Consider the following 15,505-nt stretch of genomic DNA (forward strand, 5'->3'; position numbering starts at 1 on the left):
AAAAAAATGTCTAACGAAAAATTAAACCTACAGGAGATCTCTTCAACGATGATGCAACTTTTCGTCCAAGACGTATTCAACAAAAACGATATAACAGAAGAGAAAAAGAAATCACTTTCAGACGAACAAAAAGCTCAATTAAGAAAAGTTGTTGAAGACTTACAAGCTCAAGTAGATGAATTTGTAAAGAACTCAAAAGAAAAGAAAGAAGAAAAAACGGAAGTACAGGAAGAAGCTCCTAAAAACACAACACTACGTGACATGATCAAAAACCGTAAAAAAGACAAATAAACTAAAAATGGTCAAAAACACCAAGGTATTTGTCTTATACAAAAAGTGGTTATATAACATTTAATGATAGTAAATTGAAAGGAGGAATATAACAATGCAAGCAAGACCATATGAATGGGTAGCTTTAGATCCGAATTCTTGTCATCCAACTGATTGTTATACAACAAATAATGAGGTGGCTGGAGCTGACGTTAACTTTTTTAACGACGACGCACAAGTAAGTCAATCTGCAGCACAGGTAAGTGAAACTGAGCAAATCTCATCTGAAACAATTATCGTAAAAGACTCATGTGAAATCTCTGTTTCTTCAACGGATACGCAAGTAGCTGTATCTTTACAAGTAGCACTTCAAGTAGCAATCGCTCTAGTTATCAACCTTACAATCGCAGACAGCAATCGTGCAGAGCAAGTCACTCAACAATTAATCCAACAAGCAGACATGAAGCAACTCAACAAACAAAAATTAGTCATTGAAAACTCTCGTAAGGTAAGTGTAACAACTACTGACACAGATGTTGCAATCTCCCTACAAGTATTACTTCAAATCTTAATCGCATTAGTTGTAAACATCGACATTCTATAAGAAGGCTAAAAAGCGAGGTCACTCCTCGCTTTTTTTTATTCTTTCTATTTACGTTTTTTCAAGTTGCCAATCTTTTTGACTCAATCATCAGCTTTAACATCTCCTTTACCTGTTGATGTCCTTCCTACTAGATATTTACGTGTTTTCCACTGTGCGTTGATCTTCCATCAGAAATCAGTCGCCATACAACCTCCAAATCCGTATCCCCAAGAAATTTCTATACTCTTTCCCCAGGAATCCTTAACAAACTAGACGATAACCCACACACACTGGTCATATTCTACATAGTCTGTTAAGGACTAAAGTCAATAAATAATTTATTCTTAAAGGAGATGGCTATTAATGGGTTGCAAAGATAGAAAAGACTTCGATAATAACTGTGTATGTGAAGCGGTAGAACAAATTTTAGCTGAACAAGAAGCGGTAGAAGATATCTCATGTCCTACTAGCTGCTTCAGCAATTTATTAAATCCAGTTGCTGGTACAAAAGATACAATTCCTTTCATCTTATTTGATAAAAAAGGAAATCTTTTCAAAGCATTTGGTAACGTTGGTGGATTCACAGGAGATATGACTTGCTTCCAATCAATCTTCTTCCGTGTAGAAGCTGTAAAGGATTGCTGTGCAACATTATCAATCTTACGTCCAGTAGACGTTGATGGGAATACAGAAAGCGTATGTAATCCTTGTGACGAAGGTTTCTTCGGACTTGAAAAAACAGATTTCTGTATTGAAGTAGATCTTGACTGCTTCTGTGCGATCCAATGTTTATCACCAGAATTAGTTGACCGTATCGCTGATCAAAAACACTGCCGCTAAGAACAAAAGCTCAGGGCGCTTTGGTCAGACCCGACAAGTATAAGCCAATTTAAAAATAGAAGCGGTTCTTTGCCTTCCATTCTAAATTGGCTTATGACCTATAAGGGGCTAGCCGTTAGAGCTAGATAGTAAAGCCGCGCTGCATTTTATCGCTAAGTAGTAAGAAAACAAAAAGGCATCGAACCAATGGTGCATTTTCTGTAAATACTAAGGCTGCTGAAGAAGCAGCAGCCTTTTTTACATAAAATCTTTAAAATTCGGCATGTGACCTGTCACCCTTTTTCGGTCTTCTTCTTATACTATTGTAAGACTTATAGTAGGAGGGTAGTCTATGAAAAACGGTACCTCTTCATGTGTTTGCCATACAGTTGAAAACATTTTGGATCAACAGCAAGCAGTAACCGAAAAATGTCCTACTAGTTGTTATAGCAATCTACTTAATCCAGTGAAGTACTTAGGTGATACAATTCCATTTCTACTTTATAACGAAAAAGGAGAGCTTTTTAAAGCATATGGGTATGTTGGAAAACGAGAGTGTTTCGAAACAACCTTCTTTCGTGTAGAAAGCATTCATCATTGCTGTGCAACACTTCGACTTCTGCTTCCTTTAGACTGTCACGGTCACCTCGCACACGAAGTATGTGATGTGAAAAAGCTCGTAAAGACTAAAAGCTGTATCGAAGTTGATCTCTCATGCTTCTGTGCTATTCAATGCTTATCACCAACCTTGTTGCATAAATAATGAAATGGGTAAAAGCATCATTCACCATTACCATATCAAGGTGATATTCACGTCTTCACCATCGAAGGAATGGGTGTTAGATTACACAAAACAAAAAGAGAAGGTCGTTAAAATCTAGTTTCAACTCATAGAGACATAAGGGATCGGAATGTAATGATTCCGATCCCTTATGAGTTTTTCCTAACGAAATATAGAAAAAAACCTCTATGTCGGAACGGAAGCCACTTGACCTCCCTTCACATAAGTACAAAAAGACTGTAGACAAAGCTGAGTGTGTCTACAGTCTTTTTGTCGGTGCCAAAAGCTAGCTAACTACTTGATTTGTAAGTAAGTATTTAAAATCCTAATAAATTAATCGCTTTAATCTCATCAATAGGTAGGTCGATTGGTTTTGCGTGTGTTAAAGAACGAATTGTGACAATTCCTTCTTCCTCTGTGATAATAACCCCTCGATATGTTTCATCCGTTGATTCAATTTGGCATAATGTACGAGGCATATTTTTAGGTAAATTCTTGAAAAAGTCAATTTTTTCAGCTACATTCATTTGAGATATCGGCTTTCTCTGCTTACGATACTCTTTTACCGATTGCTCCTGCTTTACCTCTTTCAAGACAGCTTCATCCTGATGTTGCTTTCCCTCTGTTGCCTCTTCTTGAATGTCTTTTACCTCTTTTACCTCTTCTACTTCTTTTACCTCTTCTACAAGAGTATCAAGCTCCTTAACTAACGTTTGTGCACCTCCTCTGCTGTCATTTTTGACTGCTGCTTTTGATTTAGCTTTCTTCACAACATAGGATTGCATATTCACTTGGATATCTTGATTATCAGGCTGAACAATATACATGAGTGGCTTTACTTTGTATTCCGCACTTTTATTTTTACTCATTTCACTACCTCCAGTTACAAAGATACACACACAACATGTTATGCAACACGACTAGGTAATGTGCCTATTTCTTCAAACCAATTGCTTTTTTGACTGGTTTTGATATAAAAAAGGACTCTCCTGAAACGTAATTGTTACTTACATTCAAGAGAATCCTTCTTATTTACGCTAAAATATGATAACCAGAATCAACGTGCAGATTTTCACCTGTCATTCCTCTAGATAAATTACTGAATAAGAATAGAGCAGTATCTCCAACTTCCTCAGGAGTCGTTGTTCTTCTTAATGGAGCACGTTCTTCAATTTCTTTTAAGATAGAGTTAAAATCACTGATACCTTTTGCTGATAATGTACGAATAGGACCAGCAGAGATAGAGTTGACACGAATGCCGTCTTTTCCTAAATCACTTGCTAAATATCGAACACTTGCATCTAGAGAGGCTTTAGCAACTCCCATTACATTATAATTTGGTAGCACACGTTCTCCACCAAGATATGTTAACGTAACGATGCTTCCACCCTCAGTCATTAATCCTCTTGCTTCTTTAGCTACAGCAGTTAAAGAATAGGAGCTAATGTTATGAGAGAGTAGAAAACCTTCACGTGTTGTATTTAAGTATTCCCCTTGTAATTCTTCCTTGTGAGCGAATGCAATACAGTGGGCAATCCCATGAACAACGCCCACTTCTTCTTTAATTTGTGCAAAGCATGTTTTGATTTCCTCATCATTCGTTACATCACAAGGTAAGACAATTGAATCATTGCGTTCAAGTGATTCAGCTAAATCTCGTACCGACTTTTCAAGCCTTTCACCTGCATATGTAAAGATTAAACGTGCGCCTGCTTCATGTAAAGAGCGTGCAATTCCCCATGCAATACTACGTTTATTCGCTACACCCATTACGACGATGTTACGGCCATTTAGAGATAAATTCATGTACATATCCTCCTAAAAATTAATACATGTTATTAGTACCTGGTTATAATTATAACATCATTAAGTACGAAACGCTATTTGTTCTCCATGATTAATTTTTTGATAAGGCTCATTATTACTTCTTCATCATCACTAACTGCTTTGTCACATCAGAAATGGAGTCTGCATTTGTTATGGCACTAATGACAGCAATACCATCAGCACCTGCTGCATACACCTGTTTAGCATTGCTTAGTGAGATCCCACCTATCCCTACTATTGGTAGTTGTTTCATTTGTTCGTCTGTGTTTCTTATTGCACGGATGAGTTCTGGTCCTACAACCTCACTCGCATCTTCCTTTGTAGTAGTCTTATACATAGGACCAACTCCAATATAGTCAGCACCATCACGTATTGCTTGCTTCACTTCCAAAACGGAATGTGTAGAAATACCAAGCCATTTATTCCCCCCGAATTTTTGCCTCACGAGATGAGGTGAACCATCCTCTTGCCCAATATGAAGACCGTCCGCATCCAATTCAATCGCTAATTCAAGGTCATCATTTACGATAAAAGGAACCTGATATGCTTCACAAAGTTGTTTCAGTTTTTTCCCCAGATACATCTTTTCTTCGTCTTTCACACTACACTCTCCCTTTTCACGATATTGAAAAAGAGTGATGCCTCCATCTAATGCTTCTGTTAATGTTTTTTCAGGATCTCTTTTTTTACAGTTTTGTGATCCCATGACAAAATAGAGCCGTAATGCTTCTCTTATGTTCATTTAAACCCCTCCTAAAGGTAGCTATTCTTTCTTTTTCGCGAGCGTCAATAGCAAATAGCCATTTCATATAAAAAAGACTGACATTGTTCATCTAAATACCTTTTTTGAACATTGTCAGTCTTCTATAGCTACACATCCTTATTAAACTAAAATTACTTAACGCTATGCTTCTTATTATAAGCCCAATGGTTGGTTGGTCCGTGACCTTGACCAATCCCAATCTGATCATCAATTGCAGCCTGAATAAAGGTTTTAGCGGTTTGAACAGCTTGAACAACAGTATAACCCTTGCTTAATTCTGCAGTGATTGCAGCTGCAAACGTACAGCCTGTACCATGAGTGTGCTTCGTTTCTCTTCTTTGTCCTTTGAATTCTTCGAAGTTCTCACCATCAAAAAGTAAGTCCACAACGATTGAGCTAGACTCATCATGACCACCTTTTATAATGACATGATTTGCTCCTAGATCTCCAAGCTTCTTCGCAGCCTCTTTCCTTTGATGAAGCGTTTTAATTTCCATACCAGTTAACACTTCAGCTTCCGGAATATTTGGTGTTATCACGGTTGCTAATGGAAGTAATGAAGTAATGAGGGCCTCCACCGCTTCATCTTGAAGCAATGACTGTCCTCCTTTTGCCACCATGACAGGGTCTACTACGAGATGTTGAAAAGAATACTGCTTCACCTTTTCTGCAACTAAATGAATCATCTCCGCGTTAAAAAGCATGCCTGTTTTGACCGCATGAGGGTGTAAATCTGTCGCTATTGAATCAATTTGAGTAGAAAGAGCCTCTACTGTTAATGGATAAACACCTTGTACCCCTAGAGTATTTTGAGCTGTAACAGCTGTAATAGCCGTCATGCCAAATACGCCCAGTTCTTGAAATGTTTTAAGGTCTGCTTGAATACCAGCTCCACCACCAGAATCAGATCCAGCAATGGTTAAAGCACGAGATACAGCCACACCTATTCCTCCTCGTCTTATCCAATATAACGATGATAAAGCTTCTTCGCTTCGGCAATATCCTTTGTCCCATGTATCAATGCTCGACCATCCCTAAACAGGACAATACGATGTTCCCCAAAGGTAAACGACATTAGGAACTCATTTTCTAAAAATGCATCCGCTAGTGGCTTTATTCGTTCTGATAATTTCTGAAATGATAGCTGCTTTCCTTCACTTGGTCTAATTTGCACCGTATCCCTTCCACATAAAACCGCCACCTTTGTTTCCTTTTCAGCCGTTAAATAAGGGTAGATAGGATGATCTCCACATGTAGGACAAGCAGCATTCTTTAAACGTTCCATGTTAATCGATGAGTATTGATTTTTCCAAAGATCAAAGGAAACGAGTTTCCCCCTTCGATTTTCTTCATCTCCGACTAATAGCTTCATCACTTCTGTTGTTTGATGGGCTGCAACCATACTGACAATTGGAGAAATGACCCCAACGGTATCACAAGTCATACCATCAAACGGGATATGCTTTAGTAAACAATGTAAACATGGCGTCTCGTGGGGAATGACTGTAAAAGAAAGACCGTAGCTTCCTACACAGCCACCATAAATCCATGGAATATTGCTTTTTAGAGAAAGATCATTTATTAATAGTCTTGTTTCAAAGTTATCCGTCGCATCTACAATTACATCCACATCTTTGGCAAGCTCTTCGATATTTGCACTTGTTACATCATCAACGTGTGCATGAACGATGACTTCAGAATTTATTTTTTGAAGATGCTCTTTAGCCGCAATCGCTTTCGGCATACGTTGTTCTGCATCTTCTTCTACATATAGCTGTTGCCTTTGCAAATTGCTCCACTCTACGTAATCACGATCCACAATTGTTAACGTACCAATTCCAGCTCTAGCAATCATTTCTGCATTTGCCGTTCCAAGTGCACCTGCTCCCACTACGAGAACATGTTTGTTTTGTATTTCATGCTGCCCTTTTTCTCCAATTGGTGAAAAAAGCATTTGTCTAGAATAACGATCCATTACGTTGTAATCATTCCTTCTGTCGGACTGCTTGCAATCGCATAATCCTTTTTAGCTATTCTACCAGCTTCATAGCCCATTCTTCCAGCTTCAATAGCTAGCTTCATTGCAACGGCCATTTTAACCGGATCTTTCGCAGCGGATACTGCCGTATTTAATAGGACTCCATCTGCTCCAAGCTCCATTGCTTTTGCAGCATCTGCTGGAGATCCAATTCCTGCATCCACAATGACTGGAACTTTTGACTGCTCAATAATAAAGGATAGGTTTAGCGGGTTAATAATTCCTTGACCAGAGCCAATTGGTGAAGCACCAGGCATAATCGCATGAACCCCAAGCTCCTCTAGCTTTCTTGCTAACACTACATCGTCTGACGTATAAGGTAAAACAATAAAGCCTTCCTCAAGAAGCATTTCACTAGCCTTTAACGTTTCCACAGGATCAGGTAATAACGAGCGATCGCAGCCAATCACTTCAACCTTAATCATGTCACATAAGCCTGATGCCTTTGCAAGCTTTGCAATTCTTACAGCTTCTTCAGCTGTTTTTGCTCCAGCTGTATTGGGCAATAGCGTATATTTTGACACATCTAATTGCTCTAAGAAATTAGGCTGAGATTCTTCAAAAATATTCATTCTACGTACGGCAAACGTTAAGATTTCAGACTCAGATTGAGCCACCGCTTCTTTCTGAATTTCAAAAGATGGATATTTACCAGTACCTAATAATAATCTTGATTGGAATGTTTTATTTGCTATTTTTAACATCTTCATCCTCCTCCTACAAAATGAACGAGTTCAATTTCGTCTCCGTTTTGAATTTCCTTTGATTCATATTGGTCTTTTAAAATAATGTCGCGATTATGCTCAACAATGACAAGTCGATCCTCTAGCTTATAAAAGACAAGTAACTGTTGAATGTTCTTAACTTCATTTGATAATTCAACCATTTCGCCATTTAATTTGATGTTCAATTTTTTCACCTCATCACCTGTTGGATATGTCGCGTCAAAGAAAACGCCTCGACATACTCTTTTTTCACTTGTTTTCCTACGATAAGATTTGCCATCATTTCTCCCGTTTTTGGAGCTAGTAAGATGCCATTTCGATAATGTCCAGTAGCAAAATAGAGATGTTCTCCACTCGGGTGCTGACCTATATATGGCTTCCCATCAATTGTTTGTGGTCTTAATCCAGCCCATGTATCTAGTAATGTAGCATACTTGATATCTGGTAAAATAGGTGCCATTTTATTCATCAATGATTGAATCCCTCCAAAGGTAGGCTCTGTCGTCCAATCATCTTCAACCATCGTTGCTCCAATGACAAGCTTGCCATTTCCCTTGGGTACGATATAACAATGGTCATAAAAGATTGTTTTTTCTAGCTTTATCTTGTCACTTTTAACTGACAGGCATTCACCTTTTACTGGCTTCATTCCTAGCTGTAGATCAAGATTTTTTAAAAAATAATGGCTCCATACACCATTTGCAATGACGACATGCTTACTATAATAAGTCCCTTTAGCTGTTTGAAGAGCGTAATCCTTCTCATCTGTTTTCTCTATGGAATGAACAGGAACATTCTCTACTATGTCGGCACCTAAGAATCTAGCAGACTTAGAGAAGGCAAGACACGTATCGACTGGAGAGACATGCCCATCCTCTGGTATGTAGAGGGCCCCTACAAGATCAGAGGAAAGAGTTGGTTCATGTTTTAGTACTTGTTCCCTTGGGTGCCATTCTAATGTACTATTCATAGGCAGCGCTCTTTTCAACGTTTCTGCCTCTTCCTCATTATATGCAAGCTTATACATCCCTCGATCAAAAAGTTGAATAGAGACTTGTGAGAGGTCAAAAAGCTCTTGATTTAAAGTATGGTAGTATCTTTGACTTTCCTTGGCAAATTGATAAAATGCATCATCATCATCTAATTCAGAGTTCGCGCCAAGCATCCCCGCTGCCGCACGAGTGGCTCCAGAACCAACTGCATTTCCTTCTAGTACAACAACAGATACATTTTCTTTTGCTAGATGATAGGCAATGGATTGACCAATAATTCCTCCACCAACGATTGCTACATCATAATCCGTTTTCATCCTCTCCCTCCTCTTTCACCCTACTTTTTTTTAAGTGCTTAACGGCTTGAAGTGGATCATCACTTCCCATTACAGAAGACATCACAGCCACACCATGAACCTTATCAGGTATCAGCTTTATCGTTTCGGCTGTCATTCCACCTATAGCTATAACAGGAATGGATACACTTCGACAGATTTTTTTTAACTCATCAATACCTCTTGGCTCAAGCCCTTCCTTAGAGTGAGTTGAAAATATGTGGCCGTATAAAAGATAGTCGGCTCCATCCTGTTCACTTTTTTTCGCTTCCTCTATAGAATGAACAGACCGTCCAATTCTGATTGTTGGTTGGTAATGTTTCACCTCTTGAATAGAAAAGCTACTGCCCGGTAAATGAACTCGACTTAACCCTTGTAATAAAGCCACATCTAAGCGGTCATTCACAATAAGCTTATCAGTTGGTACACCTTTTTCTCTTAACTTAGTGACGATCTCCATAATCTCAGCTGCAGATTTTTGCTTCTCACGAATATGAATAAAATCTACTTCTCTATGAATCATAAGAATTTTTTCAGTTAAGCTCTCTATTGTTTGTTTTCCATCTGTAATGACATGAAGCTCCATCTGTATCTATCACCTGTATTCGTTTTCTCTCTAAAAAAGAGAGGTTCTTTTCTTTCATGCTAGGAGTGTTCTAATGAAATAAAACGATTACACTTAGCGCTTATCCCTATCTCATGAAGATTTCATTTTCTACTAAACAAAAAACCACTTCCTCGTAAGAAAGTGGTTTACACACATAGACAAAAATGCCGTAAGCCACTTCCCTACGCTGGTACAAACCAGATCAGGTTATAAGGGTCTTAAAGAAACACTTTAATCTCAGCCCATTACTTAAGGCACCCCTAGCGGTTGTTCTTATTCTATTACATTCTATGATACCAAATGAAAAAATTCTTTCAAGAGAAAAATGTTTTCCTCTTATTCAAATTAAATAAACTCAAGCTCTTGCCTTAGTTCATTCACATATTCTCTTGAGCCAGTTACGATCAATCGATCTCCCAGCTTAAGATCAGTATCCCCATGAGGGACAAGTGAATCTTTCCCTCTAAAAATACGTACGAAGATGATATCTCCCGTAAATGGGAAATTTCTTAATAAAATATTATCATATTTAGCATTATTTAAATTAATTTGGTAAAGCGTTGTTTCCTGATTGGTTAAGATTCTCATAACACTTGGTGCTTCAATTAGAGCACGTAGCATTGTTTTTGTGGAAAGAAGTGTAGAGAATGTATCAATTTGTACTTCTTTCAGCTTAGCATCCAATTCAGGCGAAACGACACTAGCAATAACTCGATCGACTTTCTCCTCTTTCGCAAATAAAGAGATCTCAGCATTTCGTTTTTCATCACCAGTGGCAACAACAATTAAATCTACATCAAATGCATTATGTGACTTTAACGTCTCTAAATTGAAATCCTGCACTTCACGAATCTCAAACAACGATTGAGAGATCTGTTTATCAATTTTATCTTGTTGAGTATGATAAACCGTTGTTTCATACAGTTCAGGATTCAGCTCTCTTGTTACAGGGAGAGACATTTGATTCGCACCAATGAATGCAACCTTAATCTTTGTTTGCTCTGTTTCCGTTTTAGGGAAGAGCTTCTTGAAGAAAATAGGTGTGACAATACATGTAATAATGGCAACTAATATCAGCGCACCAGACATTTCAGACGTAATAATCTCCATTCTTTCTCCAATTGTTGCAGCCGCAATAACTAATGAAAGAGTTGATGTTAATAAGAAACCTGATGCCAACGTTGTTTTCCAGTCATACCATCTCTTTAAATAAAGAACAGGGACAATCTTTGAAACTAATAACGCAATAAATAATAGTGGTATTAATAGTAAAATATTAGGATCCTTAAATAATGCCCAAATATCTAGTTCAACACCCACCATTACGAAGAAGATTGGAATCAAAAATCCATATCCAAACGAATCAAGCTTTTGAACCATTTCCTTATTCGGTGATAATAATGAAACAAGTACACCAGCTAAGAACGCTCCTAAAATGTTTTCTGCTCCAATTGTTTCAGAAATGGCTACTAATAAAATGATTAGCGTAAAGACAGCTCGCGTCCCTATTTGTATGGTTCCTTTTGACATTGTCTCAATAAAGGATCGATTTTTAAACGATTTTCCTAAGAAATAAAGCCCTATACCTGCACCGAACAGGACAAGTAATAACCATGTATTATTATCTCCCCCATCATAAATGGAAGCAAAGACAGCTAATAAGACCATTGTTACTAAGTCAGCAATAACCGCTACAAGTAAAATCGTTTGGCCAATGTTCGATTTCATAATTTGTGCATCTTTTAAAGTTGGAACAACCACCCCAAGTGAAATGGTTGAAATAATTAAGGTCATTAAGAACGCATTATCAATAAAGCCTACCCATACGAAAATGTAAGACAGCAATAGTGATAAAGCAAAAATCCCTATGAAAATAATGAGAGATACGACAAATGTATTCGGTGCATCTTTACCAGATGGAAGCTTTTCCTTCTTCTTTCCACCTGCAAATGCTGAGAAATCAATTTCTAATCCACTTAAGAACATTAGGAAAATAAAGCCTAACATCGAAAGTGTTTCAAGCCACATATCTTGATGAACGACATCAAAACCACTTTTACCTATAATTAAACCAATAATGATTTCAGCAACAACAACTGGCATAAAATTCATTTTCAGTCTGTGTAATAAAATCGGTGTCAAAAATGCAGCAAGAATAACAATAACTAATGAAGTAACGGATGCTCCGTGCATCATATCCCTCCTTTTTTAACGAACAATAATAAAAATAAGGCTGTTTTTCTTATACGTTGTGATTTCGGAAATTTTTCCCCGGATACAAGGTTTTCACTCTATACAAGATAGTAGGACAAGTACGCTCCATTCTTTGATGATAATGTTATACAACATATAAAAAATAAGCCATTGATATGCTTCTTTTTCTGTTACTTTTCACGAATGAAGAAAAAACGTGAAGGAACAATTATTCTTATAACCCTCTTTTTGACCTGTGCTTACAATCATCCATTATAGAAGGTATTGCATAAATAAAGTAGCCATTCCAAAATAAATAAGAATACTTATGATATCATTTATAGTTGTAATAAAAGGGCCTGACGCTACAGCTGGGTCAACTTTTAATCGGTGCATGATTAATGGTATAAAAGCACCTGCAATTGTTGCAACTGTTAATGTAGCTAAAATCGAGATCCCAACTAACATACCTAAGAATATATCGCCTTTCCATACAAACACAACTAACGTTACGACAATTCCGCAAATAGTTCCAGTAATAAGACCTGTACCTGCCTCACGAAGAAGCATTTTCGATAAGCTCTGTTCTTCATGATCCCCAACAGAAATTCTTCTAACGGCAACCGCTAGGGCTTGTGTACCGGTATTTCCAGCCATCCCTGCAATTAGGGGAATAAACACGGCTAATATAGCCACCTGATTTAATGTATCTTCAAATCGACCAATAAGACTAGCTGTGAACATGCCTAAAAATAATAAAATTATTAACCAAGGAAGCCTCTTTTTAGCCGCTGAAAGTGGGCCACGATCTTGAGAGTCCACATCTGATACAGCAGCAAGCTTAGAGTAGTCATCACTTGCTTCTTCATCAATAACGTCGACGATATCATCGACCGTAATAATCCCTAAGAGATGGCCCCTGAAATCGATAACAGGTAATGCAAGGAAATTATAATCCTTCATTTTTCTAGCTACTTCTTCTTGGTCCTCACCAACACTAACAGAGTAAACACGCTCGTTCATAATGTCTGATACCATCGCATCTGGTTCATTAATAATAAGATCTCTTAAAGATATAACTCCAACTAGCTTCTTGTCTTCATCTATGACAAACACATAATAAATCGTTTCTGCGTTGGGAGCCTCATTTTTTAAAATTTGCATCGCAGAGTTTAGTGTCTGATTAGCATGAATCGCAATATACTCAGTGGTCATGATACTACCAGCAGTGTACTCTTCATAGTGAAGAAGTTCGCGAATTTCTTCAGCCGCCTCATCATCCATTATCGTTAAGTAGCTTGCTACTTGATCTTTATCAAGTTCATTTAACACGTCAACGGCATCATCGGCATACATTTGAGCAAGCATCTGAGCAGCAAATGTAGGGTCCATTTCTGATAAATAAGTTTCGTATTGATCATCTTCATCTTCTATATTTTCAAAAACAGCAGCCATCTCTTCTGGAGATAAAAACTGATACAGGATGAGACGTTCCTCTTGATCAAGTTTAATGAAAAACTTTGCTTGGTCATATGGATGCTGTTCAAGAAAAATATTCCTAAATTCATCCAATTTATGGTGAGAGATAGCCGAGAGAAGTTCATCCTCTTCTAGCTCTACTTTTTCTCGTTCTTCCGACATAAATGCTCCCCCTCTCTATGCCATCTTCACGCTTGTTTTTTTGACAGTTATCTAAATGATTCTACAATTTGTGCTATTGATCACAATACTATAATATTCTATAAGTGAATGCCTAAGCAATACAATACTTTGTTTTAAAAAATGGCTCTGTTCTAAATCTTTATGGTTATTTATAAGTAATTTCAAGGAAAATAGTCATTATTAACACGTAAGACCCAGGTAAGGATGAAGAATAGAGCAAGAGAAAAACCTAGTAACTAGAGGAAAAATCTAGCATTTGGGATTTTCCAAAGAAACACCCTAAATAAAAATGTACCCGTTAACGATATGGATAGTATGCCTTATCTACTCTTTCGTACTATTCTCTCTTTAGCTTGCAAATTGCTTTATGTTACAGCTTTCATTTCAACGTTTTTTTCTTCACTTCTATCGTTTGTGATAATAACGAACATAGGTCGAAACGAGTCTTTGCAAAATGTTCATAATGAATTAAGATGGTTAATGATACAATGAGGTAGAGAAAGAATTCAAGATAATTGATTAGAAAGGGATCTTTTATGACAAACGATAAATCCCCGCAACAACAAATAGATTACACATTGATTTTTATTTTATTTTTATTGGCAATATTGAGTACTGTCGCTATAAATAGTGCAGAAGCTACATTGCCTGATGTATTAAAAAATATAAACTTTTCCGTTAAACAAATCCAATGGTATATCATCGGTTCTATAGCTGTTGTGATTACGATGATTATAGACTATGACCGCTTCAGACAACTATCTTGGTATTTATACGGATTTGGTATGGTTTTACTAGTGGGTCTTGAAGTTCTTCCAGAAGGATTAGTGCAGACTATTAAAGGGGCAACAAGTTGGTATAAGTTAGGACCACTTGGAAACTTTCAGCCTTCTGAGCTTATGAAGATTTTTATGATTATTGTCCTGAGTAAAGTGATAGCTGATCATCGAGAAAAATATCCAAACAACTCCGTTTCCGATGATTTCCTACTATTAGGAAAATTGGCTGCTACAGCAGGTCCACCTGTTCTATTATTAGTAAGACAGCCAGATATGGGAATGACTATGGTGTTCTGTGCAATTATCGGTTCACTCGTTTTAATATCAGGCATCAAATGGAAAATCATTCTACCGGTTGTGTTTACAGGTATTTTAGCGATTGGAACGTTTCTAACGATCTTTTTCAAATATCCCGAGTTACTAGGTAGCATGAAAGCCTATCAGCTTGACCGTTTCTATGGCTGGCTAAACCCTTGGGAATACTCTGGTGAACAAGGGTTTCAGCTTGTAAAATCCTTGTTAGCGATTGGTTCCGGTGAATTAGGCGGGAAAGGCTATCAAAATCTAGAGGTTTATCTTCCTGAGGCACATACTGATTTTATTTTCGCTGTCATCTCTGAGCAATTTGGATTTATTGGGGGAAGCCTTGTGATTTCACTTTTCTTTCTCTTAATTTATCGAATGATTCATATCGCTTTAGAAAGTAACGATCCATTCGGAAGCTACTTATGTACGGGTGTTATTGGGATGATAACGTTCCAAGTGTTCCAGAATGTCGGAATGACAATTGGGCTGTTACCAATTACTGGACTGCCTCTTCCATTTGTAAGCTATGGAGGAAGTTCACTTGCAACCTATATGATCGCAATTGGAATCGTGTTAAATGTACGTTCACGTACTAGAAAATACATGTTTGATTAATCATTGGACGAGGCTGGGACAGAAAGTGCTTAACACCTTATCACAACAACGAGATGTACGTACTGATTTATTAAGTGTACTCTATAATTTGGAACGAAAGGTGTCTGGCTCTATGGTTTTTCCAAGCCTCGTTTTCTCCGTTTTTTAACTGAATAGCAGGTAATAAAGAAGAAATGCGTCTTCTCTATCCGTTTTAAAACTTACACATAA

16 protein-coding genes and 1 riboswitch are annotated in these 15,505 nt (G+C 37.5%); of the genes, 5 read left to right on the forward strand and 11 right to left on the reverse strand.

Features of this window, described 5'->3' with window-relative positions:
* Nucleotides 1-6 precede the first annotated feature (6 nt).
* From A9C19_RS14980 to A9C19_RS14995, 4 genes are all read left to right on the forward strand, one after another.
* Nucleotides 7-291, forward strand: coding sequence for a hypothetical protein (locus A9C19_RS14980; protein WP_072580684.1), 285 nt, complete (start codon nt 7-9; stop codon nt 289-291).
* Between the two features lie 94 nt (nt 292-385).
* Entirely contained in the window at nt 386-874 is a 489-nt protein-coding gene (locus tag A9C19_RS14985; RefSeq protein ID WP_072580685.1) for a spore coat protein, read from the forward strand.
* A gap of 342 nt (nt 875-1,216) precedes the next feature.
* Nucleotides 1,217-1,693, forward strand: coding sequence for a CotY/CotZ family spore coat protein (locus A9C19_RS14990; protein ID WP_072580686.1), 477 nt, complete (start codon nt 1,217-1,219; stop codon nt 1,691-1,693).
* A gap of 331 nt (nt 1,694-2,024) precedes the next feature.
* Nucleotides 2,025-2,435, forward strand: a complete 411-nt coding sequence (locus A9C19_RS14995) for a CotY/CotZ family spore coat protein (protein ID WP_072580687.1) — start codon at nt 2,025-2,027, stop codon at nt 2,433-2,435.
* A gap of 335 nt (nt 2,436-2,770) precedes the next feature.
* On the opposite strand, the gene A9C19_RS15000 is transcribed toward A9C19_RS14995, so the two are convergent.
* The 11 genes from A9C19_RS15000 to mgtE form a co-directional block, all read right to left on the reverse strand.
* Nucleotides 2,771-3,322, reverse strand: a complete 552-nt coding sequence (locus A9C19_RS15000) for a CotO family spore coat protein (RefSeq protein WP_072580688.1) — start codon at nt 3,320-3,322, stop codon at nt 2,771-2,773.
* A 163-nt stretch (nt 3,323-3,485) separates the two neighbouring features.
* Nucleotides 3,486-4,259, reverse strand: coding sequence for an enoyl-ACP reductase FabI (gene fabI / locus A9C19_RS15005; RefSeq protein WP_072580689.1), 774 nt, complete (start codon nt 4,257-4,259; stop codon nt 3,486-3,488).
* Nucleotides 4,260-4,374: 115 nt separating this feature from the next.
* Nucleotides 4,375-5,022, reverse strand: a complete 648-nt coding sequence (thiE, locus tag A9C19_RS15010) for a thiamine phosphate synthase (RefSeq protein WP_072580690.1) — start codon at nt 5,020-5,022, stop codon at nt 4,375-4,377.
* Between the two features lie 152 nt (nt 5,023-5,174).
* Nucleotides 5,175-5,984 carry a bifunctional hydroxymethylpyrimidine kinase/phosphomethylpyrimidine kinase gene (gene thiD, locus A9C19_RS15015; protein WP_072580691.1) on the reverse strand — a complete coding sequence of 270 codons (810 nt, stop codon included), beginning with the start codon at nt 5,982-5,984 and terminating at the stop codon, nt 5,175-5,177.
* A gap of 17 nt (nt 5,985-6,001) precedes the next feature.
* A complete protein-coding gene (locus A9C19_RS15020; RefSeq protein WP_072580692.1) occupies nt 6,002-7,018 on the reverse strand; it encodes a thiazole biosynthesis adenylyltransferase ThiF in 1,017 nt (338 codons plus the stop codon).
* Nucleotides 7,018-7,791 carry a thiazole synthase gene (locus A9C19_RS15025; protein WP_099092778.1) on the reverse strand — a complete coding sequence of 258 codons (774 nt, stop codon included), beginning with the start codon at nt 7,789-7,791 and terminating at the stop codon, nt 7,018-7,020. Before A9C19_RS15025 ends, A9C19_RS15020 begins: the two co-directional genes overlap by 1 nt.
* Nucleotides 7,788-7,991 (reverse strand): sulfur carrier protein ThiS, encoded by a 204-nt coding sequence (thiS, locus tag A9C19_RS15030; RefSeq protein ID WP_072581910.1) that lies wholly within the window; start codon nt 7,989-7,991, stop codon nt 7,788-7,790. The genes A9C19_RS15025 and thiS overlap by 4 nt, the downstream gene beginning before the upstream one ends.
* A 5-nt stretch (nt 7,992-7,996) precedes the next feature.
* The gene (thiO, locus tag A9C19_RS15035) at nt 7,997-9,115 is read right to left on the reverse strand and encodes a glycine oxidase ThiO (RefSeq protein ID WP_072580694.1); all 1,119 of its coding nucleotides are present in this window, start codon (nt 9,113-9,115) and stop codon (nt 7,997-7,999) included.
* Nucleotides 9,099-9,719 carry a thiazole tautomerase TenI gene (gene tenI / locus A9C19_RS15040; RefSeq protein ID WP_072580695.1) on the reverse strand — a complete coding sequence of 207 codons (621 nt, stop codon included), beginning with the start codon at nt 9,717-9,719 and terminating at the stop codon, nt 9,099-9,101. The genes thiO and tenI overlap by 17 nt, the downstream gene beginning before the upstream one ends.
* A gap of 183 nt (nt 9,720-9,902) precedes the next feature.
* A riboswitch (TPP riboswitch) is annotated at nt 9,903-10,012 on the reverse strand.
* 73 nt (nt 10,013-10,085) lie between these two features.
* Nucleotides 10,086-11,936, reverse strand: a complete 1,851-nt coding sequence (locus A9C19_RS15045) for a monovalent cation:proton antiporter family protein (protein ID WP_072580696.1) — start codon at nt 11,934-11,936, stop codon at nt 10,086-10,088.
* A gap of 270 nt (nt 11,937-12,206) precedes the next feature.
* A complete protein-coding gene (gene mgtE, locus A9C19_RS15050) occupies nt 12,207-13,574 on the reverse strand; it encodes a magnesium transporter (RefSeq protein WP_072580697.1) in 1,368 nt (455 codons plus the stop codon).
* Between the two features lie 557 nt (nt 13,575-14,131).
* On the opposite strand from mgtE, the gene A9C19_RS15055 reads away from it, so the two are divergent.
* Nucleotides 14,132-15,295: an FtsW/RodA/SpoVE family cell cycle protein gene (locus tag A9C19_RS15055; protein WP_072580698.1), complete on the forward strand. Its 1,164-nt coding sequence runs from the start codon at nt 14,132-14,134 to the stop codon at nt 15,293-15,295.
* The last annotated feature ends 210 nt before the right edge of the window (nt 15,296-15,505 follow it).

Source organism: Bacillus weihaiensis (assembly GCF_001889165.1).
Taxonomy (GTDB): domain Bacteria; phylum Bacillota; class Bacilli; order Bacillales; family Bacillaceae; genus Metabacillus; species Metabacillus weihaiensis.